This window comes from Parabacteroides sp. 20_3 (genome assembly GCF_964238835.1).
Classification (GTDB): domain Bacteria; phylum Bacteroidota; class Bacteroidia; order Bacteroidales; family Tannerellaceae; genus Parabacteroides; species Parabacteroides distasonis.
In genome coordinates, this window is record NZ_CAXSNO010000002.1 from 33792 (window position 1) to 54695 (window position 20904).

General features: G+C 45.5%; 12 protein-coding genes and 1 riboswitch. Of the genes, 3 read left to right on the forward strand and 9 right to left on the reverse strand.

All coding sequences use genetic code 11. The features are described 5' to 3' along the window. Positions 1 to 358: 358 nt before the first annotated feature. From ACESPU_RS04005 to ACESPU_RS04035, 7 genes are all read right to left on the reverse strand, one after another. Positions 359 to 2800, reverse strand: coding sequence for an FISUMP domain-containing protein (locus tag ACESPU_RS04005; protein WP_191215881.1), 2442 nt, complete (start codon positions 2798 to 2800; stop codon positions 359 to 361). 519 nt (positions 2801 to 3319) lie between these two features. Continuing rightward, the gene (locus tag ACESPU_RS04010; protein ID WP_227154522.1) at positions 3320 to 5605 is read right to left on the reverse strand and encodes a fibrobacter succinogenes major paralogous domain-containing protein; all 2286 of its coding nucleotides are present in this window, start codon (positions 5603 to 5605) and stop codon (positions 3320 to 3322) included. 589 nt (positions 5606 to 6194) lie between these two features. After that, a complete protein-coding gene (locus ACESPU_RS04015; RefSeq protein ID WP_258988422.1) occupies positions 6195 to 7874 on the reverse strand; it encodes an ATP-binding protein in 1680 nt (559 codons plus the stop codon). A 151-nt stretch (positions 7875 to 8025) separates the two neighbouring features. Continuing rightward, entirely contained in the window at positions 8026 to 10413 is a 2388-nt protein-coding gene (locus ACESPU_RS04020) for a DUF4906 domain-containing protein (RefSeq protein WP_227154359.1), read from the reverse strand. Positions 10414 to 11228: 815 nt separating this feature from the next. Beyond that, positions 11229 to 12242, reverse strand: a complete 1014-nt coding sequence (locus ACESPU_RS04025; RefSeq protein WP_008779842.1) for an ABC transporter ATP-binding protein — start codon at positions 12240 to 12242, stop codon at positions 11229 to 11231. Position 12243: 1 nt separating this feature from the next. Then, positions 12244 to 13281: an iron ABC transporter permease gene (locus tag ACESPU_RS04030; RefSeq protein ID WP_008772222.1), complete on the reverse strand. Its 1038-nt coding sequence runs from the start codon at positions 13279 to 13281 to the stop codon at positions 12244 to 12246. 9 nt (positions 13282 to 13290) lie between these two features. Next, the gene (locus tag ACESPU_RS04035) at positions 13291 to 14454 is read right to left on the reverse strand and encodes an ABC transporter substrate-binding protein (RefSeq protein WP_008772223.1); all 1164 of its coding nucleotides are present in this window, start codon (positions 14452 to 14454) and stop codon (positions 13291 to 13293) included. A 62-nt stretch (positions 14455 to 14516) separates the two neighbouring features. Beyond that, positions 14517 to 14716, reverse strand: a riboswitch (cobalamin riboswitch). Positions 14717 to 14782: 66 nt separating this feature from the next. On the opposite strand from ACESPU_RS04035, the gene ACESPU_RS04040 reads away from it, so the two are divergent. Beyond that, on the forward strand, positions 14783 to 15487 hold the full coding sequence (locus ACESPU_RS04040; RefSeq protein ID WP_044546061.1) for a precorrin-2 C(20)-methyltransferase: 705 nt from the start codon (positions 14783 to 14785) through the stop codon (positions 15485 to 15487). A 48-nt stretch (positions 15488 to 15535) separates the two neighbouring features. Here the strand turns inward: ACESPU_RS04040 and ACESPU_RS04045 are convergent, their stop codons facing one another. Further along, positions 15536 to 16048 carry a hypothetical protein gene (locus ACESPU_RS04045; RefSeq protein ID WP_048927265.1) on the reverse strand — a complete coding sequence of 171 codons (513 nt, stop codon included), beginning with the start codon at positions 16046 to 16048 and terminating at the stop codon, positions 15536 to 15538. Positions 16049 to 16441: 393 nt separating this feature from the next. Between ACESPU_RS04045 and ACESPU_RS04050 the strand changes: the two genes are divergently transcribed. After that, on the forward strand, positions 16442 to 18109 hold the full coding sequence (locus ACESPU_RS04050; RefSeq protein WP_005862573.1) for a formate--tetrahydrofolate ligase: 1668 nt from the start codon (positions 16442 to 16444) through the stop codon (positions 18107 to 18109). 98 nt (positions 18110 to 18207) lie between these two features. Here ACESPU_RS04050 and proS read toward each other — a convergent pair whose 3' ends face one another. Continuing rightward, complete coding sequence (gene proS / locus ACESPU_RS04055) at positions 18208 to 19689, reverse strand: proline--tRNA ligase (RefSeq protein WP_005862574.1); 1482 nt, start codon at positions 19687 to 19689, stop codon at positions 18208 to 18210. 108 nt (positions 19690 to 19797) lie between these two features. Here proS and ACESPU_RS04060 point away from each other — a divergent pair, with 108 nt between their 5' ends. Next, positions 19798 to 20901 carry a Gfo/Idh/MocA family protein gene (locus ACESPU_RS04060; protein WP_048927263.1) on the forward strand — a complete coding sequence of 368 codons (1104 nt, stop codon included), beginning with the start codon at positions 19798 to 19800 and terminating at the stop codon, positions 20899 to 20901. Positions 20902 to 20904: the final 3 nt, after the last annotated feature.

Genomic DNA, 20904 nt, shown 5'->3' on the forward strand with positions numbered 1-20904 from the left:
TTCAAGCCCTTGAAAATGTTAATAGGACAAGGCACGTCACGCTTGACGGCTCGCTATTGTTTGTCTTTTTTAATTTTGACAAAAGATTTAAGCACTCACCTTGCCTTTATCAGCAATTTGAGCTACTTTTACGTCCGAAAACGGATATTTATCCGTCATTCTGAAAGTTGTCTCTTTCTGCGTAAGAAAGAGACAACTTTTTTTCTCTCATCCCTTCATTCTCAATATCTTCCATTTTCCTTCCTCTTTTCCATTTTCTTTCATTCCGCTTTTTGTCTCTTTACAAATCACTACTCATTTAACATTTCGGACTTACTGTCCGGAAAGGTGTGTTAGGAAGCCTTTACCGTTTGTCACATCAATTCGCTCGTTCCTGAATGCAACGGATTAGTAAAGCCTCCTTCTCATATCCACCTACAGTCATTTCCCAAGCAGTTTTATTCGATTTCAGACGAAGGGGATACCCACCGTGACCATCAAGATCCGTTCCTTTAATATCTCTTGTCCAGTAATATCCAAATTGACCTATTTGTCCAAAAGAGTTCCCCATCCAATAACCCGGTAATCGATAATAGGATCCCCGTGAACGATTTGTATCGTCATAAGAGATTAAATAGCCACCAGCGTTCACACCATTTTTGTCGCCTACCAGATTTAAGCTCCCACTACCCCAAGCAGAGTATAAAGGATAAAAGTCTTCCTTGGCACAGACCCGCCAACCGGATGGACAGGGATCGTGAGCTCCTTTATCGCCTCCCATACCCCATGAATAGATATAAGTACTGTCACGGTTTGACGACCATAAGTCTGGCTTACCCGGTTTATACATAACTTCCGGTTTTTGATAAGCTGTTTGATAACTCACGCGGGTACTGTAATCGAAAGATATCATGGCGAAAGTAATGCCATCCCCACGATAACAGCTCAATAAGCCATCCATAGGAGACTCTATGGTTTCACTTACAGGAATATCCGGTATAACACTATTTGTATAGCTACTACGATACGGGTCCTTCCGGCCCCACTGATACATCAGACCATTCGCTTTGGAACGCTCCAACTCTTTATTCGGCACTGTGTCATAGCCCGCTACCGCTCCCAGATTACGATCCATCATAGGCAATCGGGTATTACTTCCTTGTTTATATACCAATTTCCGCCTATTCTCTTCCAATACGGTTTCCGAACCTATGGAGGAAGGGGCATAATCCGTTACCCAGACATGCCAGCTCCAAAGGATATCTCCAGTACCATTCTCTCCGGAATAGCCCGCTATCACACCATTTCCACCACTTGTATTCGGGGTCACACGGCAATAGATACGGGCATCAGCCAAGCTTTCACCTCTTTTCAAATCAACGATATTCGTATGATCATCATCCGGCGTTAGAGGGGCGTATGTATTGACGGCACCGAGGACAGGGTCACCTAAATCACCATCTTCCAACGTCTGCCAAAGGACCTTCACGGATTTGATCGGCTTTGTCAACGTTTCGCCACTCACGCCGCACCAATCTTGCAAAGTCTCATTTGGAACTGAGGAACCGTTTACATAATAGGTATAGGGATTGAAGCAGAAGGCACCACCCGGCGCTACCATAAAACAGTTAGACGTGGGAACGAAATTCCCATTGTTTTCCGATGCGGGGATCGGGTCTATGATCGTCACACGGCGGTCATCCACGGGAAGAGACGTATGCGACATCATTACATTATAAATGTAGTTCGTGTTATCGTACAGGTCGAAATCATGGCTCGAAGGGCCACCCAGATAAACACGATAATTCAATTTCTTCTTGCCATCACTGGTGTCTTGGGTCACGAAAGTTGCGTATGCGCTACCTTTCGGGGCATTCTCCTTTGTTCGGTAATAATCGGAAGTAGCCTTCGCACTTTTACCCCTTACAACCGCAGGGACCCAGCAAGAATAACTGCCCTCGTCTTTTACAGCCGATTCCGGTAACATGATCGTACGATATTGATCCATCAAGGAAGGATAACCATCATTCTCATTCGGTGTGGGTATTAGCCTATAGACAGACGGGATGGATTTAAGGAGGATCTGGTTCATCTTATAGCCCTCGCTCACATATTTATTCTTCCAACTTAGTGTAAGCCGGACGGCCAAGCGACGAAGGAGGATACGTACGTCCTCTCCATCCGGACTTTGGATCTTGTAAGTTCCCCCATCATTCACCAGTCTCACCTTTGGGAGGTGTAAAACGTAGGGCATGGCATTGATAACATTAGAATTCGCCGCATACGCCTCGGGGGTTATGGCCTCGATCATGGAAACTGAGGCAGTATCTTTCTGTATGTCCGATAGTTTCTTACCCATCAAGGAGCCGACCGTGAAAGTGCCGACGGTGTTCTTTCCACGGGCTACCACTAGCAATTGGCAATAATCACCATCATTATCTGAAAGTTCTCCCGTAAAGCTAGAACCAATCTCTAGGTCGCTGGATGATAAATCAATTTTTCCGATCGGAGCCGTATCATACGAACCAAACTTATACTGTACGATTTGTAAACCGTAAAGTTTATCCGGCTTGGCGAACTCTACAGATATCGCCTTGGTAATCTCCGTGGACCCCAAACTCACATTAAAACCAAAGCCACTTGCCATTCCTGATACTTTTGAAGAGACGGGATTTCCGGTGAGCCTAGCGGCATCATCCTCGTCGGCGATACCCACGCTGAGCGATACCTCCACCGTCTTGCCTCCACCTGTAGACGGGCAGGGTGAATCGAGACGATCCTCACAACTTGACATTCCTGACATTGATACTATTGACATCATGATCAATACTGCTTTTTGTAATTTTATTCCTATGACCTCCATACCTGCACGTGCTTTTTCACTACTACATTTCACATTTTTTTACTCGAATCACGCTGTCTCTTTCTTACGCAGAAAGAGACAATAAAGAGAAATCGCTCTTTATCCGCTGTTTTTCAAGCCCTTGTAAATGTTAATAGGACAAGGCACGTCACGCTTGACGGCTCGCTATTGTTTGTCTTTTTTAATTTTGACAAAAGATTTAAGCACTCTCCTTGCCTTTATCGGCAATTTGAGCTACTTTTACACCCGAAAACGGATATTTATCCGTCATTCTGAAAGTTGTCTCTTTCTGCGTAAGAAAGGGACAACTTTTTTTCTCTCACACCTTCATTCTCAATATCTTCCATTTTCTTTCCTTTTTTACATTTTCTTTCATTTCGCTTTTTGTCTCTTTACAAATCACTACTCATTTAACATTTCGGACTTACTGTCCGGAAAGGCACGCACGAAACCGCACGATACCCGACGGGGAGCATATTAGTTCACCCGTTCCTGAATGCAGCGGGTAGAATGGATATCACCAAACTCTTTTCCCGTAAATCTTCTTGCCCCAGCATCTCCGGCCACAGCCCCTTGCAGGCCTATCGTTAAAACTTTACTATAGCTGCCAGACTTCGTAGAAGTCAGTATATATCCACAATATCCTACGTTGTTCAATTGAGCTACCCCTATCACATAGCCAGACAAACGTAAATAGGTCTTAATATCCGTATCGTCAAACTTCAAAAGAACACCACCTTCGTTTTTTATATTGGCATCCGAGGGGTAATTCGTATTTAGGTTAATCAATGCTTGAAGCTCATTTTCTGTTGGTATCCTCCAACCTGCCGGACACGGATCGTGCAACGTCTTAGGGACAGCCCATCCTACAGATGCGTTAGCTAATCTTCCGGGAGATAAAGGTTGGCGGTATCCTGTCTCTATGCTATTACCAGACAAGTTACTAGGGATTATCCAATTCATGCCATCCGCCTTAAAACGGACCAACACATCTTTTGCCGGACGGTCACTCGTCACGGAAAATTTATATTCTGCGCTAAGATTCCGTCTCGTATAACTGCTAGGGAAAGGATCTTTCCGTCCAGTGTTATAGTGGAATCCATTCGCACGAGACATCAGTAAGATCGAGCCGGGAATTTCTGTATAGCCATCATAAGCACCTAGATTACGATCCATCATAGGTAATTGTTTAGTACCATTATACGACAACGCAAACTTACGCTGGTTTTTGATAAGAACCGTCTCTCCACCAATAGACGAAGGAGCGTAGTCCGTTACCCACACGTGCCAAGACCAAACTATTTTACCTCCTGAATCGTAAGCGGCGATTCCTCCACTTCCTCCCTTCGTATTGGGGGCCACACGACAGTATATTTTATTGTCTTTCCACTCTACTATATTGCTATGATCATCGTCCGAGTTTACGATCCCCATAGCAGGCTCACCTATATTTCCCTCGTCTCTCGTTTGCCAAATAAGTTTAACCTCGGAGATATCACGATTACACCAGGCTCCCGTCCCTCCCGTAAGATACACATTATCGATCTGGCTCCCATCACACCAAAAAGTATAGGGATCGAAACAGAAAGCTCCTCCCGGGGGCACCATGAAGCAGTTTGCCGTTGGGACAAGGTTGTTATTGTTTTGAGAGGCAGAGATGGGATCGACAAAAGTCACGCGCTTATCATCCGGAAGTATTCCCGTGTGCTTAATCCCCACGTTATATATATAGTTTGTATTAGAGGTCACGGAGAAATCAGAGATTGCTTTTCCCATATACACACGGTAGTTGAGTTTCTTGCTTCCATCAGAGTGAGTAGCTGTAAACTGTAAGTATGTACTTGCGGTCGGGGCGTTCTCCCTCGACCGATAGTTTTGTGAAGTCACGCCACCCACGCTACCCCGCACGTTGGCAGGAAGCCAGCAGGCATAGCCTTTCTTCGCCATTTCCTCCGGTGAAAGCAGCAAATAAGTATATTGGTCAAACTCCGAGGGATAACGACCATTCTCATCAAGGGTAGGGATCAATCTATAATCAGCGGGGATAGCATCCAGTATCACTTGACTCAAAGCATAATCGGGAACCTCATAGTCCCATGTCAGATGAAACCGTGCCGCCAAACGCTTTAGCAGGATACGGACATCCGTACCTTGCTTACTCTGTATCTTATACGTGCCATTCTCATTTACAATCTTAGCGTCCGTAAGAAGCATGATAAAAGGCATCGTATTGATATCTTTTATCGAGTCGATGGAGGTACGGCTCAATGCCATCTCTCGAATTGCGGAGAGACTCTTATTCGCCAGCGAGCTTACCGTATTGGTAGAGCCATTACTGCCACGGGCTATAATCAACAACTGGCACTTCTCCATCTCCTTCAACGTGACCGTGAACGAGGAGCCGATAGCCACATCGCCGATGCTTTTTCCCATTCCGGACTGGAAAGTACCATTCCCATCGTACTGCCAGACCTCCAGACCATAAAGTTGATCCGGCTTAGCGGTTGCCAAAGGATCAACCACATCAGAGACAGCCTTTGATGTCAAGGATGGACCAAAGCGCACATTCAAACCGCAAGCCTTATTATCAGTTAACCCTTTCGTGTCGAGCGTCCCGTCAGTTATTTTCAGAGGGTTCACCTCGTCGGCAAATTCCACACATAGCGATACCTCCACCGCCTTACCCTCACCCGTAGACGGACGGGGTGAATCGAGACGATCCTCACAACCTGACACTCCTAACATTAATACTAATGACATCATGATCAATACTGCTTTTTGTAATTTTATTCCTATTTCCTCCATAACTGCACGTGCTTTTTCACTACTACATTTCACATTTTTTTGCTTCAAACACGCTGTCTCTTTCTTACGCAGAAAGAGACAATAAAGAGAAATCGCTCTTTATCCGCTGTTTTTCAAGCCCTTGTAAATGTTAATAGGACAAGGCACGTCACGCTTGACGGCTCGCTATTGTTTGTCTTTTTTAATTTTGACAAAAGATTTAAGCACTCTCCTTGCCTTTATCGGCAATTTGAGCTACTTTTACACCCGAAAACGGATATTTATCCGTCATTCTGAAAGTTGTCTCTTTCTGCGTAAGAAAGGGACAACTTTTTTTCTCTCACACCTTCATTCTCAATATCTTCCATTTTCTTTCCTTTTTTCCATTTTCTTTCATTTCGCTTTTTGTCTCTTTACAAATCACTACTCATTTAACATTTCGGACTTACTGTCCGGAAAGGCACGCACGAAACCGCACGATACCCGACGGGGGTACCGTGTAACTTCACGCACGCGACAACAATTATATCATCGCATGACGGGATTAATAAGGATAAGGAGTGTTATTTTACTCGGAGGTCTTCACCCACACACGCTTGCCATCGAAGGTGATGGCCATCTCCAGAATATCACGCACACCAGCCGCATGGAGCGTGGCGGCGTATCGCTTGTCTTTTATTTGCTGCAAAGCCGTATCCAACGTCGTCTCGACCGTGCTGCTCATTCGAAGGCGTTTCAGCTCCATGATGTATCCACGGCGGCTAACGTCAACAGGGCACATCAAGATGTCATATCTGCCTAAACCGGACTCACGGTTGCTGCTCACCTTATACGAGCCGTGACTTACCAGCATTCCCAACAAGAAAGCTTGGTAGACCTTCTCCGGATCACGGCCGTTCGTGTCGTAATAGGAGAGCGTATTTACAACGAACTCATTCAAGATCTCCTCGAACGCCTCGATATCGTTCTCGTCCAAAGCCTGCAGCATCATCTCCAAGCGGTCGTTCTTCACCGGGCCGTCGTTGATCCAACCCCGGATGATCGTAGAAAAAACCGTGGAAACCTCCGTGTTCGGCACCCCCAAGGTGTACGACATCAAGTGATCCGGGGTCATTCTCCCCTCTGACGCTTTCAGATAGCCGCTGAACAGCATGAAAGACCAGATGTTGGACGCGCTAGACAACAGGTCCGGGAAAGCCAGCTTGTCGTTAATCACGCTACACAGGCTACCGCCTTGGACAAGCGTCTCGATTCCCTTCCGTACTTGGGAGGGGCCCTCCGCTATCAAATGACGAAGCAACACGTCTGAGCCCGTGTTCACCCAGTAAGGGGCAAAGACACCACCTTTATTTATATAGTTCAATACAGACCATGGATTATAGACCACCTCATTCCCGAACAAGTAACCGTTATACCAGTGCTTGACCTCTGACTTCTGATCACCCAACGAGTATGAGTCGAGCAGCGTGTCGACATCCACTTGCGTGAAGCCAAACGCCGTACACATCGGACGATCCAGCAAGGTATCCACGTCGATATTGTTCAGCCCGCTAAAGATCGACTCCTTGCTTACACGGAGGATACCCGTGATCACCCCCCGGAAGATAGACGTATTGTCCTTGAAAACCATCGACATGAAGTTGCGCATGAAGACGATCATCCGATCATAAAAGCCCTTGTCGAAAGCCACATGGATCGGAGTATCATACTCATCGAGCAATACCAGAGGGGGCATGCCCCAATGGAGCGTCAACAGTTCGGATAGCAAGCTGATGGAACCCTCTAATTGTCCCCGGGAAGCCTTGCCCTCATAAAGTGCCATAAAGTCATCCAAGTAATTAGGCCGCATCTTGGGAGAATCGAGCAAGTAAGCATGGCGAGTAAACTCGTTTTTCAACTCATAGCCTATTCTGACCAACGTGTCCTCGAACGTATCCGCCTTGCAGTCCTTCAACGTCAACATGATCACAGGGTATTGACCTTGATGCTTATCGAAATCCTTCCACTCCCGGATACGCTTGCCGTCGAACAACGGGCGGAACACGTTACCATCCGTCTTCTCGAAGAAGTACCGCAGCATCGAAAGGTTCAGCGTCTTGCCGAAGCGACGCGGACGGGGAAGAAGCGTGATCAAAGCGCCTTCTTCTATTATCTGACGGATAAAATCGGTCTTATCCACATAATAATAGCCCTCATCTATCATTTTCTTGTAATCGCTGATGCCGATCGGTATTCTTCTCGTTTCCATAAGTATCACTATTTTGAGTTGTGAATACAAATATAACAATTTATATGACAACAGCGATTATCACTTTTCCTTATTAATCTCATCATGTCAAAGAACGTTTCCCCCAGCGTTTGCGGCAAGGCACGTGGGGGAGCCTTTATGGTTCGTCGTATCAATCCGTCCGTTCTTGTATGCAGCGGATCGAATGAGCGTCGTACACTTGTTTTGCCGTGAAACAAATACCGGCCTGACTTTCAATAATTCCACCGCCCCGACTCACGGTAAATACTTGTCTTGATCCACCAGATCTATCAAAAGTACCCATGTATCCGGAAAATCCTACGTCATTCAATTGCGTAGGCATTGGGGGATAGCCCGTAAATCGAATATATGTCAGATGGGACTGATCCGCATCGTATCGTAAAAGGAGTCCTCCCTCCTTCACCGCAGATGAAGGAATACTCGTATTAAGTGCCGTCAATGGTTCAAGTTCAGCCTTACTAGGTACTCTCCAACCTGCAGGACAAGGATCGTGTACTGTTTTCGTGCTACCCCAAGCTGGCTGGGCTGCGTCCGAGCACCAACCTTGTCCACTCGCTCCAGCAATTTGGAACTGTGGATTTTTATATGCGTTACGAAGTGAAGTTCTCGACTTCATTTCCGGTATCAGCCAGTTAAAACCATCCGGTAAATACCGGTTCAGACAGTTCTTCGGAGGTGTCACCGCATTTAACGTGAAGGTATATTTATTAGGTAACTGTTCTGATGTATAAGCGCCGGGAAGCGGGTCTTTACGCCCATGCTGATAGTAAAAACCACCGACACGAGACATCTCTAAAGTAGTTCCGGGAACTTGCACATAGCCTTCGTAAGCCCCCAGGCTACGATCCATGAGAGGCCGCGTAGTGGTAGTGCCATTCGTTAGGACGAACTTTCTCTTATTCTTTTCCAATACGGTCTCCGTCCCTATGGCAGACGGAGCGTAGTCTGTTACCCAAACATGCCAGCTCCAAAGGATATTACCCGTCCCGTTCTCATCATCGTAAGCGGCGATTACTCCGCTGCCCCCGCTCGTGTTCGGGGCCACACGGCAATAGATACGGGCATCCGTGAGACTGGAGCCGTTCCTTAGCTCTACGATATTCGTATGGTCCTCGCTACTATTCACGACTCCAAGTACCGGATCGCCAAGATCACCATCCTCCAAGGTTTGCCAGAGTACCTTCACTGATTTGATGGGAGTCGAGATCATCTCGCCACTGACATCGCACCAATCCGTCCCCTGCATCACGGTATTATCTACGGTTACACCATTCACCGTATATTTATAGGGATTGAAGCAAAAAGCCCCACCCGGTACCACCATGAAACAGTTGGCCGTAGGCACCAGATTGTCATTATTGCTAGAGGCAGGGATCGGGTCGATGATCGTGACGCGTCGGTCGTCCACAGGGAGCTTAGTATGCGACATCGTTACATTATATATATAGTTCGTATTATCGAGTAAGTTGAATTCCTTGCTCACACTACCACCCAGATAGACCCGGTACTTTAGTTTCTTTTGGCTATCGCCACCGCCTCCCGTTACGAAACGGGAGATGAACGTGGCGTAAGCGCTACCCTTGGGGGCGTTTGCTTTCGTACGATAATAATCGGAGGTGGCGGCCGTGCTCTCCCCACGTACCAAGGAAGGGATCCAGCAGGAATAACGCCCTTCGTCCGATACGTTCTCTACTTGTATAGTGGCGTATTGATCCAATAGAGAGGGATAGGTATCCGTATTCTCTGGTCTCAACAACTTATACTCCACGGGAATGGATTGGAGCAAGACTTGCTCTAACTCATAGCCGGTTTTCTGAGGGAAATTCTTCCAATTCAGTGTCAACCGGGTAGCTAACCGGCGAAGGAGGATACGGATATCCGTACCGTCAAGACTTTGAATCTTGTAAGCACCGCCGTCGTTCACGACCTTCACTTTCGGAAGGTGCAAGATGTATGGCATAGCGTTGATTACAGACTTATCCGTTTCGTAGGCACTGGCGGTTATGCCCTCGATAGCGGAAGCGGTGGCAGTCGTGCCCTGTACCTCGGAAAGACTTTTCCCGCTAAGGGATCCGACTGTGTAGGTGAAATTTTTTTTGCCTCGGGCGATTATCACCAATTGGCAATCGGTCAAGGCATCCAAGGTTACTGTGAATGAGGAACCGATCTCTACATCTCCAATGCTTAGCCCTTTCCCCGACTTGAAATTACCGTTCGTATCATATTGCCAGACCTCCAAGCCGTAAAGTTTATCCGGCTTGACGGTAGCCAAAGCATCGTCTCCCCCAGCCTTAGTACGGCTGGCGGGTACCAACCGCACGTCGAAGCCTGCCTTTCCACCGCTCCCTATGACCTTAGTCGTGGGTGGTCCAGCCTCCAAAGAGCCGGCATCCACCTCGTCGGCGATACCCACGCATAAGGATACCTCCACCGTCTTGCCTCCACCCGTAGATGGACGGGGCGTATCGAGACGATCCTCGCAACTTGACATTCCTAACATCCATACTATTGACATCATGATCAATACTGCTTTTTGTAATTTTATTCCTATGACCTCCATACCTGCACGTGCTTTTTCACTACTACATTTCACATTTTTTTGCTTCAAACACGCTGTCTCTTTCTTACGCAGAAAGAGACAATAAAGAGAAATCGCTCTTTATCCGCTGTTTTTCAATCCCTTGGGAATGTTAATAGGACAAGGCACGTCACGCTCGACGGCTCACTATTGTTTGTCTTTTTAAATTTTGATAAAAGATTTAAGCACTCTCCTTGCCTTTATCAGCAATTTGAGCTACTTTTACACCCGAAAACGGATATTTATCCGTCATTCTGAAAGTTGTCTCTTTCTGCGTAAGAAAGAGACATTTTTTTTCTCCCTACTTCTTTATTCTCAATCACTTCTATTTTTCGATTCATTTTACATTATCGTTTTTTTTACCGTTTGTCTCTTTACATCTCACTACTCATTTAACATTTAGGACTTACTGTCCGGAAAGGCACGCACGAGCTAGCACGATTCACGACGGAAGAACCGTGTAAAGATCCATACATGCAAACTTCATATTGTTACATGACGTTGAATTAAATGTCTAATTGTTTCGATTTTGTCTATATTCATTAGGTGTAACCCCAACCATTTTCTTGAACCAACACCTGTACTCCACACAGCCGTAGAAGTGACAGGAATGGTGGAATTAAAGTTGTATGTATCTTTCAAGCAATTATAGGAAAGCCGACGAAGCTAGCTTACTTTAAAACAATGGATTTGAATGGAAAAAATTCATAACTATGAATGAAGAAAAACATAGTTATGAATTGAAAATTTCATAGTTATGATTTTTCAGTATCAAAATAGGCAAGTAATTCTTCTATCGTTTGGGTGATATAGGTACCGCCGGAAGTCTCATGGATGATAAAGTGGGTGGTCTTTAAATCGCCAGTCTCAATCCAGATATTCGATTCCACTTCCCGATTCGCCAAAATTCCGTTTCGCTGGAGCGCTTTACGCACCATAGCGTATTTCTGGCCATGTCCAACGAGGCGGATCTGTCGGGAGAATTGATTATCTATACGGAATAATCCGGTATCCTTATCGAAAACAATCCCTTTCCGGGCGAAGAAATTGCTTAAATGACCACTCAATGCCAAATCCTCGGGGGTACCGGTAGAGATACCATTTGCTTTGTCCATTAACCAGATCTTATCCGATATCTGGAGAGCCAGCTCCAAATCGTGAGTGGACATAAATATCGTCTTATTCGTTTTCCGGGTTAGATGATGGAGTAATTGCATAATCTCTACCTTGCTGGGAAAATCAAGGAATGCGGTAGGTTCATCCAAGTAAATAACCGGAGTCTCCTGAGCGAGCGCCTTAGCGATCATCACTTTCTGGCGTTCTCCATCCGATAAGGTATGGACCATGCGGGATGCTAGTTCCTCAATGCGGACAAGGGCGATGGATTCTTCCACGATCCGCTTATCATCCTTGCTCAACTTGCCCCAGAAGCCGGTATACGGGCTACGTCCCATCCCGACCAATTCCCGTACCAACATATTCCGGATCTCACATTTATCGGTCAGCACGACACCGATCGTGGTGCTCAATTCCTTATCGGAATAAGCATCTATATCTTTTCCTAGGACCAATATTTCCCCATCTAATTTAGGTTGGAAAGCCGATAACGTACGCAATAAAGTAGACTTCCCCACCCCGTTAGCACCCAGCAAACAGGTTAATTCACCACTATAGATCGTAGAGTGTATACCTTTAGCTACCAGCTTTGTACTACTCTTAGAATGGTAACCGATCGAAAGTCCGTTAATATGAATCGTATCTTGTTTCATCTTACTCGTTCAATTCATTCTTTCGTTTTCTAAATAATACCGAGGCCACTACAGGAGCACCTACTAAAGCGGTTACCGAGTTGACAGGTAACGCTCCCTCGAACCCCGGCATACGGGCGATCAAATTACAGATCAACGCCAACGCCGCACCGGCGAATAAGACCGCAGGCATTAAAATCCGATGGTCGGAAGTTTGAAATATGGCCCGGCATAAATGCGGAACGGCTAGCCCCAAGAAGATAATAGGTCCGCAATAAGCCGTGACAATCGCCGTAAGGACCCCGGCCGAGGTGATAACCAACAAACGGGCCCGCTTGATATTAAGTCCCAAATTGCGTGCGTAGCTATCCCCAAGAAGCATCAAGTTCATGGTCTTGATAAGCAGGAACGAGAGAGGGATCAAGACTGTCATAAGAATCACGAACAACGTCATCTGATTACCGGAAACACGGGCGAAACTACCCAATCCCCAAATCACGTATGCACGGATATCCTCCTCGACGCTAAAGAATTTAAGTACACCGATCACGGCGTTTGCCACGTAACCGATCATCACACCGATAATCAACAACGTGACATTTCCTTTTACCTTTTGGGAAACATACACGATCAGCGCCATCACGGATAAGGAACCGATCACGGCCGCTATCGATAAGGCGATCTCCCCCATAAAACCAAGTTTACTCAAGGCAACGCCCCCTAAACTACCGCTTAACAACACCACGAAAGCGACACCCATGCTCGCTCCCGAACTGATACCTAAGACCGAAGGTCCGGCCAATGGATTACGGAAAACGGTTTGCATCTGTAAGCCGCTGATGGATAAGCCTGCTCCCGCTACCAACGCTGTCAATGCCTGTGGTAGTCGGGATTTCCAGATAATATTCTGCCATGTAATAGGCTCATTTCCTGAATTCCAGATAATATGCCAAACCGATTGAAGAGGAATAGAGACTGACCCCAACACCAAATTCAAAAAGATTAGAACAAAAATAGCCGTGACAATCGCCAGCATCCATAGGGTATTTGAATGTCTCATCAGCGTTCCTTATTTAAGTCGAGAATAATAGACCGGCTCATGATCCGGTAATAAATCCGGATGAAAGATATGAAGCAAATCCGCTAGGACGATCTCCGGTTCTGTCGGCATACTCTCATAAAACGGCGTGTTCTTCATATTACAATAGATAATCCCTTTCTCCCGGAACGCACGGAAATCCGCATAACGAGGATCTTGCTCTTTCAATGCCTCATAGCTAAACGTTCCCGGGAAACTATTCACGATACGCCAGAAATCAGCATCGTCCGCTTGGTTATAGACCGTCTCGAAGTCTAATGTAACACCACCGGATCGCTCATCGTCTTTCAAGAAATAATCAGCGCCGGCATCCTTGAAAAGCTGTGCCAAGAAACTCTTTCCTCCTACGGCATACCAGTTTCCACCCCGTAACTCGCCACTAAAAACGATCGGACATTTTTTAACCTTGCCATCCGCCGTAAGTTCCTTTAATTCATTATACCTCTTCTCAATGGCGGCAAAACGCTCATTGCCCTCTTTCTCTACCCCTAACAACAAGCCTATGAACTTGATCCATTCAGCTTGTCCCAATGGCGTAGTCTCCTTATAACCCAAATGGGGAATCAAGGGGATACCCACGTCTTTCAGCGTCTCATAGCCTCCCCGCTTGAATGGCGATACAAGGATCAAATCAGGATTCATACTCATGATAACCTCGTTATCGAAATTTCCCTCTATACCGATCTTTGCGGTTTTACCTTCTTTCAGGCGTTCGTTCATCTCTTTATTGAACAAATGCCGTGTACTGGTAATCCCAACGACCTTATCCAAGGCACCCAATTTAATAAAATTCGATAATTGCAGGGAAGTCATACAGATAACGCTTCGGATAGGAAGCTCTATCATCGTATAATCAACGGGAATCCCCGTGGGTTTCGAACCTCTTTTTACGAACGCATAATGAAACGTGGTGCTTTCCTCGTTTTGAGGATCTTGAATATCAGCCAAGACATATTGATCCGCATAGGTAAGCTTGAATCCTTGGGCGTATAAAGGCTTAACCTGCTCTTGCGAGAATGCGGATTGCTCTACGGAAGCCGTCTTCCCTATTTCTCCTTTTTCACGGATACCTGAAGTACATGATAAAGTCAATACCGATAAAAGCAAGCATCCACCCGCTATAAACTTATTCATAATCCTTGTTTAATTGACAGTTGATCATTGACAGTTACTCTCGTCCTGCTCCACGGGACAGCAACATTTATTTATGAACCGGCAGGTCTTCTGACTTACTTCCATTCTGGACGCCTTCCCGATTACGAAACCAGTGGCCAAGGTATTGTCCGAATGTTTAGAAGTTCACAGCAGCGTGGTCTGTCCGGGATTCTCACCCGGTTCCCTTTTAATCCGCCTCCCGGAAAAAGAGATAAGCGGAGCCTATTACAGCGACAAAAGTAGTAAGAATATTTGTATACATCCGCAATTTTAAGGACTTTTGCGTTTCAAATAAAAACAGATACACATGAATCATCCTATTCACTTCGTCTCATTAGGTCCCGGTGATCCGGAATTAATTACGCTGAAAGGGCTTAAAACATTACAAAAGGCTGATATTATCTATTGTCCTGCTACACAAGGCAAGCATGGAATCATATCTCGGGCGACGGATATATTGAAAGCTATTGAGGTAGACGAATCCTTGATCCATCCGTTTATTTTGCCAATGAGTAAGGAACGGACAGATGCGTTAAACGCTTATAACGAATTGTTTCTGGATGCCCAAGCTGAATATTTGAAAGGAAAACAAATCGTGATCGTCGCCGAGGGAGACGCTGGTTTTTATTCATCTATACAATATGTATACGATAAATTCGAGGAAGCAGGAATCCCGGTCGATCGAATCGCAGGAATTCCGGCATTTATAGCGGCAGGTGCCTTGGCCGGGATACATATCGTAAAACAAGAGGAGCAAATTAACGTAATCCCCGGGACTGCGTCGTTCGATGAACTTTCGGCAAAAATAGAAAATGGAATGATCATCGTCATCATGAAATTACCGGGTTGCCAAGAGGCTATTCATACTTGTATCCGGCAGTATGCGGATAAGGCGGTTTTTCATTATTTCGAGAATGTTGGAACAGGAAAAGAATATTATACTACTGATATCACCACTATACATTCCAAGGATTTCCCCTATTTCTCCCTACTGATTATCCAACCTCGCTAAAAGAAGAAGGCTGCCCGGAGAGTAACCAAACCCGGACAGCCCATCTTATTACGCTACATGCAATATATGCTTAAGCTGATCGATATGGAAACGAAGTGTATCCATATAAGGTTTCACTGAATTATGATACATGATCGCTTTTGCGTGCATATCTTCCAACTCGCTTACTTTACGGTTCGCCTCACGCATTTTACAAGCGTTGTAGCGAATACCCGATACATGTCCTTTGATATCCTCGATCGCTTGGTTTCCCCGGTTGAAGATAGACTCTGCTTCTTCCGGAGCGTATACCGTATAGGCTTGGGCAACGTCATCCAGTAATGCCTGTTGATAAGAGCCGGCTATCGGGAGCAATTGATGGATCGCATGATGACATAAAGAATGAACCTCGTTTTGAAGCTTCTTCAATTCTACTTCCCACTTTGATTCACATACTTCATCCAATTGTTTGACTTCCGCTACGACACGGCCGCTAAACAATTCCACTACCATCTTTTCCCATGCTTCTGCTACCCACGATTTAGTAGCAAATGTAACCTGACTAAATCTTACTGTTGACATAACCTTAAATTTACATATTATATTGCTAATGTTATTAATCTCTTATCTGTTTCAATTTATCACACTCAAATCATTTTATCTTTCTTTTTATCGTTGCGACACCACAAAATTAATCAAATTATCATAGATGGATAATTTTAAAGACTATTTTATAATTCTTTAAGAGTGCGACAAGCAAAACGTATGATTTTTGCAAAGTTCACTTTACAAAAAGTTTAATTTCAAGCCTAACAGCTATCACAAAAAGCAAGATCATCGCCATCTTCGCACAAAAATATCAAAATAACACAATCTTATTATTCCATAAAGGGGGAAAACCTTGTTCCGTATCATTTTGTTATTATAATAAATTAGATTTACTTTGTTCAAACTATATAAACTTACATAAAGCACATGAAATCGGACATTGAGATAGCAAGAGAAACAGACTTGCGTAAAATTAAGGAAGTTGCGACAACGTTAGGTATCCCTCGTGAGGAAGTACAAAATTATGGCAGGTATATTGCCAAGGTTCCTATCCATTTGATCGATAAAAAGCAAATGGACCAGCATAATTTAATTTTAGTGACCGCTATCACTCCCACTAAAGCGGGAATCGGAAAGACTACGGTTTCGATCGGTCTGGCTTTAGGTCTGAATAAAATAGGGAAGAAAGCGGTGGTCGCTTTACGTGAGCCGTCTCTTGGCCCGTGTTTCGGCATGAAAGGTGGTGCTGCCGGAGGTGGATATGCCCAAGTGCTTCCTATGGAAAACATCAACTTGCATTTTACAGGGGATTTTCATGCGGTTACTTCCGCCCACAATATGATTACCGCTTTATTGGATAACTATATTTATCAGACTCGCAACACCTGCGAGGGGTTAAAGGAGATCAAATGGAAACGGGTTCTTGACGTAAACGACCGTAGCTTACGTAACATCGTATCGGGTCTAGGCGGCTCGGCGAACGGTGTCCCTACCGAGACCGGATTTGACATCACTCCCGCTTCAGAGATCATGGCGATCCTTTGCTTGGCTACGGATATAGAGGATTTGAAACGACGTGTCGGAAATATTTTATTGGGTTATACAAACGAAGATAAGCCTTTCACGGTAAATGATCTTGGCATAGCCGGAGCTATTACCGTATTGCTAAAAGACGCATTACTGCCGAACCTAGTACAAACAACGGAGAATACTCCCGCATTTGTACATGGAGGTCCTTTCGCTAATATCGCCCATGGATGTAATTCCATATTGGCCACCCAAATGGCTCTTACTTATGGAGATTATGTGATTACGGAGGCTGGTTTCGGCGCTGATCTGGGCGCAGAGAAATTCTTTAATATCAAATGTAGAAAAGCGGGGCTTTCACCGAAACTGACAGTCATCGTAGCGACTGCCCAGAGCTTAAAACTTCATGGTGGCGTTCCTGAAAAAGAAATCAAGGAACCGAATATCGAAGGATTAAAGAACGGATTCGCTAACTTAGATAAACACATTGAGAATATGAAGAGCTTCGGACAGCAAGTAATCGTGACTTTCAACCGTTTCGCTACCGATACGGACGAGGAGATCGCTTTAGTGGCTGAGCATTGCAAGGAAAAAGGGGTTGGATTCGCCATGAATAACGTTTTCTCTGAAGGAGGTGAAGGGGGTACGGAACTTGCCCGCTTAGTGGTTGATACGATCGAAAATCATCCTTCCGCTCCTTTACAATATACATATGATCTGAATGATCCGATCCGTACGAAGGTACAAAAAGTGGCCCAGAAGATATACGGAGCCTCTTCGATTGTTTATACGACTTTGGCCGATAAAAAATTGCGTCAGATCGAAAGCTTGGGTATTTCCCATTATCCGATCTGTATCGCCAAGACTCAATATTCATTCTCTTCCGATCCGAAAGCTTATGGGGTCGCCAAGGATTTCGAACTAAAAGTACGAGATGTAATCATCAATAACGGAGCCGAGATGATCGTTGTCGTCATGGGCGAGATCATGCGTATGCCGGGGCTCCCTAAAGAGCCGCAAGCCCGAAAGATCGATATCGTGGATGGCATGATTGAGGGATTGAGTTAATAGACAGTAAAACAATTTAAATAAAAAAAGGTACGCCTCACACATTCAGTAAGGCGTACCTTTTTTATAACCACTCTCGCCCCGAAACCGGGGGGCGATCAATAAGCTCTGGCGAACAGTACCCGGCAAGCCGACGGTTTACCTGTCACCATACACTTACCCGGAGTCTTATCACCAGCTAAAGGAATACAGCGGATCGTAGCTTTCGTCTCGTTCTTGATCAATTCTTCTGTTTCCGGGGTTCCATCCCAGTGGGCCATGATGAAGACGCCATCCTCGATCTTCTCCTTAAATTCCTCATACGTATCTACGTTTATGATGTTAGCCTCACGGTGATCGTACGCTTTCTTGAAGATATTCGCTTGGATTTCCTCCAACAGATTCTTCACGTATTCCTCAATGCCATCACACGTGATCGTCTCCTTCTCCAAAGTATCACGGCGCATTACTTCGATCGTATTATTCTCCAAATCACGACCACCCATAGCCAAACGCACGGGAACACCTTTTAACTCGTACTCAGCGAACTTCCAGCCCGGCTTCTTGTTATCAGCGTCATCATATTTCACGGAAATGCCTAACGCTTTCAATTTAGCCACGATACCAGCGACCTTCTCGCTGATCTGCGTCAATTGCTCAGCGCTACGGTAGATCGGTACGATCACAACCTGTATCGGAGCCAAATGTGGAGGCAATACCAAACCGTTATCATCAGAGTGAGACATAATCAACGCTCCGATCAAACGTGTGGAAACACCCCAAGAAGTAGCCCAAGCATAGTCGCTCTTACCGTTCTTGTCGATGAAAGTAACGTCGAAAGCCTTACCGAAGTTCTGCCCCAAGAAATGGGAAGTTCCCGCCTGCAAAGCTTTTCCATCCTGCATCATCGCCTCGATCGTATAGGTATCCAAAGCACCGGCGAAACGCTCGCTCTCAGACTTCACGCCCTTTATTACCGGCATTGCCATATAATTCTCTGCGAAGTTCGCATAAACGTCTTGCATCTTCTTAGCTTCTATCTCCGCTTCTTCACGAGTAGCGTGAGCGGTATGGCCTTCCTGCCACAAGAACTCAGCCGTACGAAGGAACAAGCGAGTACGCATCTCCCAGCGCATCACGTTCGCCCATTGGTTGCACAAGATAGGCAGGTCACGGTAAGACTGAATCCAGTTACGGTATGTATTCCATATAATGGTCTCCGAAGTCGGGCGAATGATCAATTCCTCTTCCAGTTTAGCTGCCGGATCTACGACAACCCCCGTACCGTCATGATTTGTCTTCAAACGATAGTGAGTAACCACGGCGCACTCCTTGGCGAACCCTTCTACGTGCTCAGCTTCTTTGCTTAAGAAAGACTTCGGGATCAGCAAGGGGAAATAAGCGTTCACATGACCGGTTTCCTTGAACATATCGTCTAGGATACGTTGCATCTTCTCCCAGATAGCGTATCCGTAAGGCTTGATCACCATACAACCACGCACGGCGGAATTCTCCGCCAAATCTGCCTTAATTACCAAATCTTGGTACCACTGCGAATAGTTTACACTTCTCGGTGTAAGTTCTTTCAGCTCTTTTGCCATTTCTTTATATTTCTAAATTATACTGTTTTCCTTAATCTGAATAAGTAATGGGTTGCAAAGGTAAGAAATAATCGTATATCTTTGTAAAAACTATATATAGATAATATCATGAATATACACAAGATCACACGTTACTTACTTATGTTATGTACATTTACGTTCTTAACTCTCACGGCGAAAGGGCAAGATGGAGAGCCTTTGCGACTGGCCGTGGCAGGGGTATCCCACGGACATCTATGGGAGGTGATAAGCCGTTTGGATAGAGGCGATTTCAAGATTGTAGGAGTCGCCGAGAAAGATGATTACTTACGGGAACATAACGGTCTGCGGGATAAGCTGGATCCTAACCTATTCTATGCGGACCTTGGCGAGATGCTGGATAAGACCCATCCGGAGGCGGTCATCGTATACGAGCCGATCCACGACCATCTTCGTGTGGTAGAGGCTTGCGCACCGAGAGGCATACATGTTATGGTAGAAAAGCCATTGGCCGTCAATAACGAACATGCTACCCGAATGGCATCGCTCGCCCGTGAGAAAAATATCTTGTTGCTTACCAACTACGAGACTACGTGGTATAATACTAACCATGAGGCATTCCGCCTTATCGACAGCGGTGCTATCGGGAAGATCGATCGTATCAACGTATACGACGGGCATCAAGGTCCCTTCGAGATCAACTGCGGAAAAGAGTTCACGGACTGGTTAACTGACCCCGTGCTGAATGGCGGCGGGGCGGTTATCGATTTTGGATGTTACGGAGCCAACTTAGCCACCCGTCTCATGAAAGATGAAAAGCCTCTTAGCGTATACGCCGTACTACGGCAGAATAAACCGAATCTTTATCCCAAGGTAGACGATGACGCGACTATTATCGTGGAATATCCTTCCGCGACCGTCCAGATCATGGGATCATGGTGTTGGCCGATGGGTAGAAAAGATATGCATATCTATGGCGACAAAGGATATATCTACCAAGATACACCTAAGGAAATGCGAATTTATACCAACGGAAAGGAGCGCCAAGAAATAGCACCTTCCTTGAACGCTCCTTATAATGATTCCTTTTATTTCTTGAAAGCCGCTGTCCGTAAAGAGATTGACGTACCTCCCACGGACCTTTCCTCGTTGGAGAATAACCTAATGGTAGTGCGGATATTGGACGCTGCCATTCAAAGCGCAAAATCTAAAGCGGTTATCCAGCTCTTTTGAGAG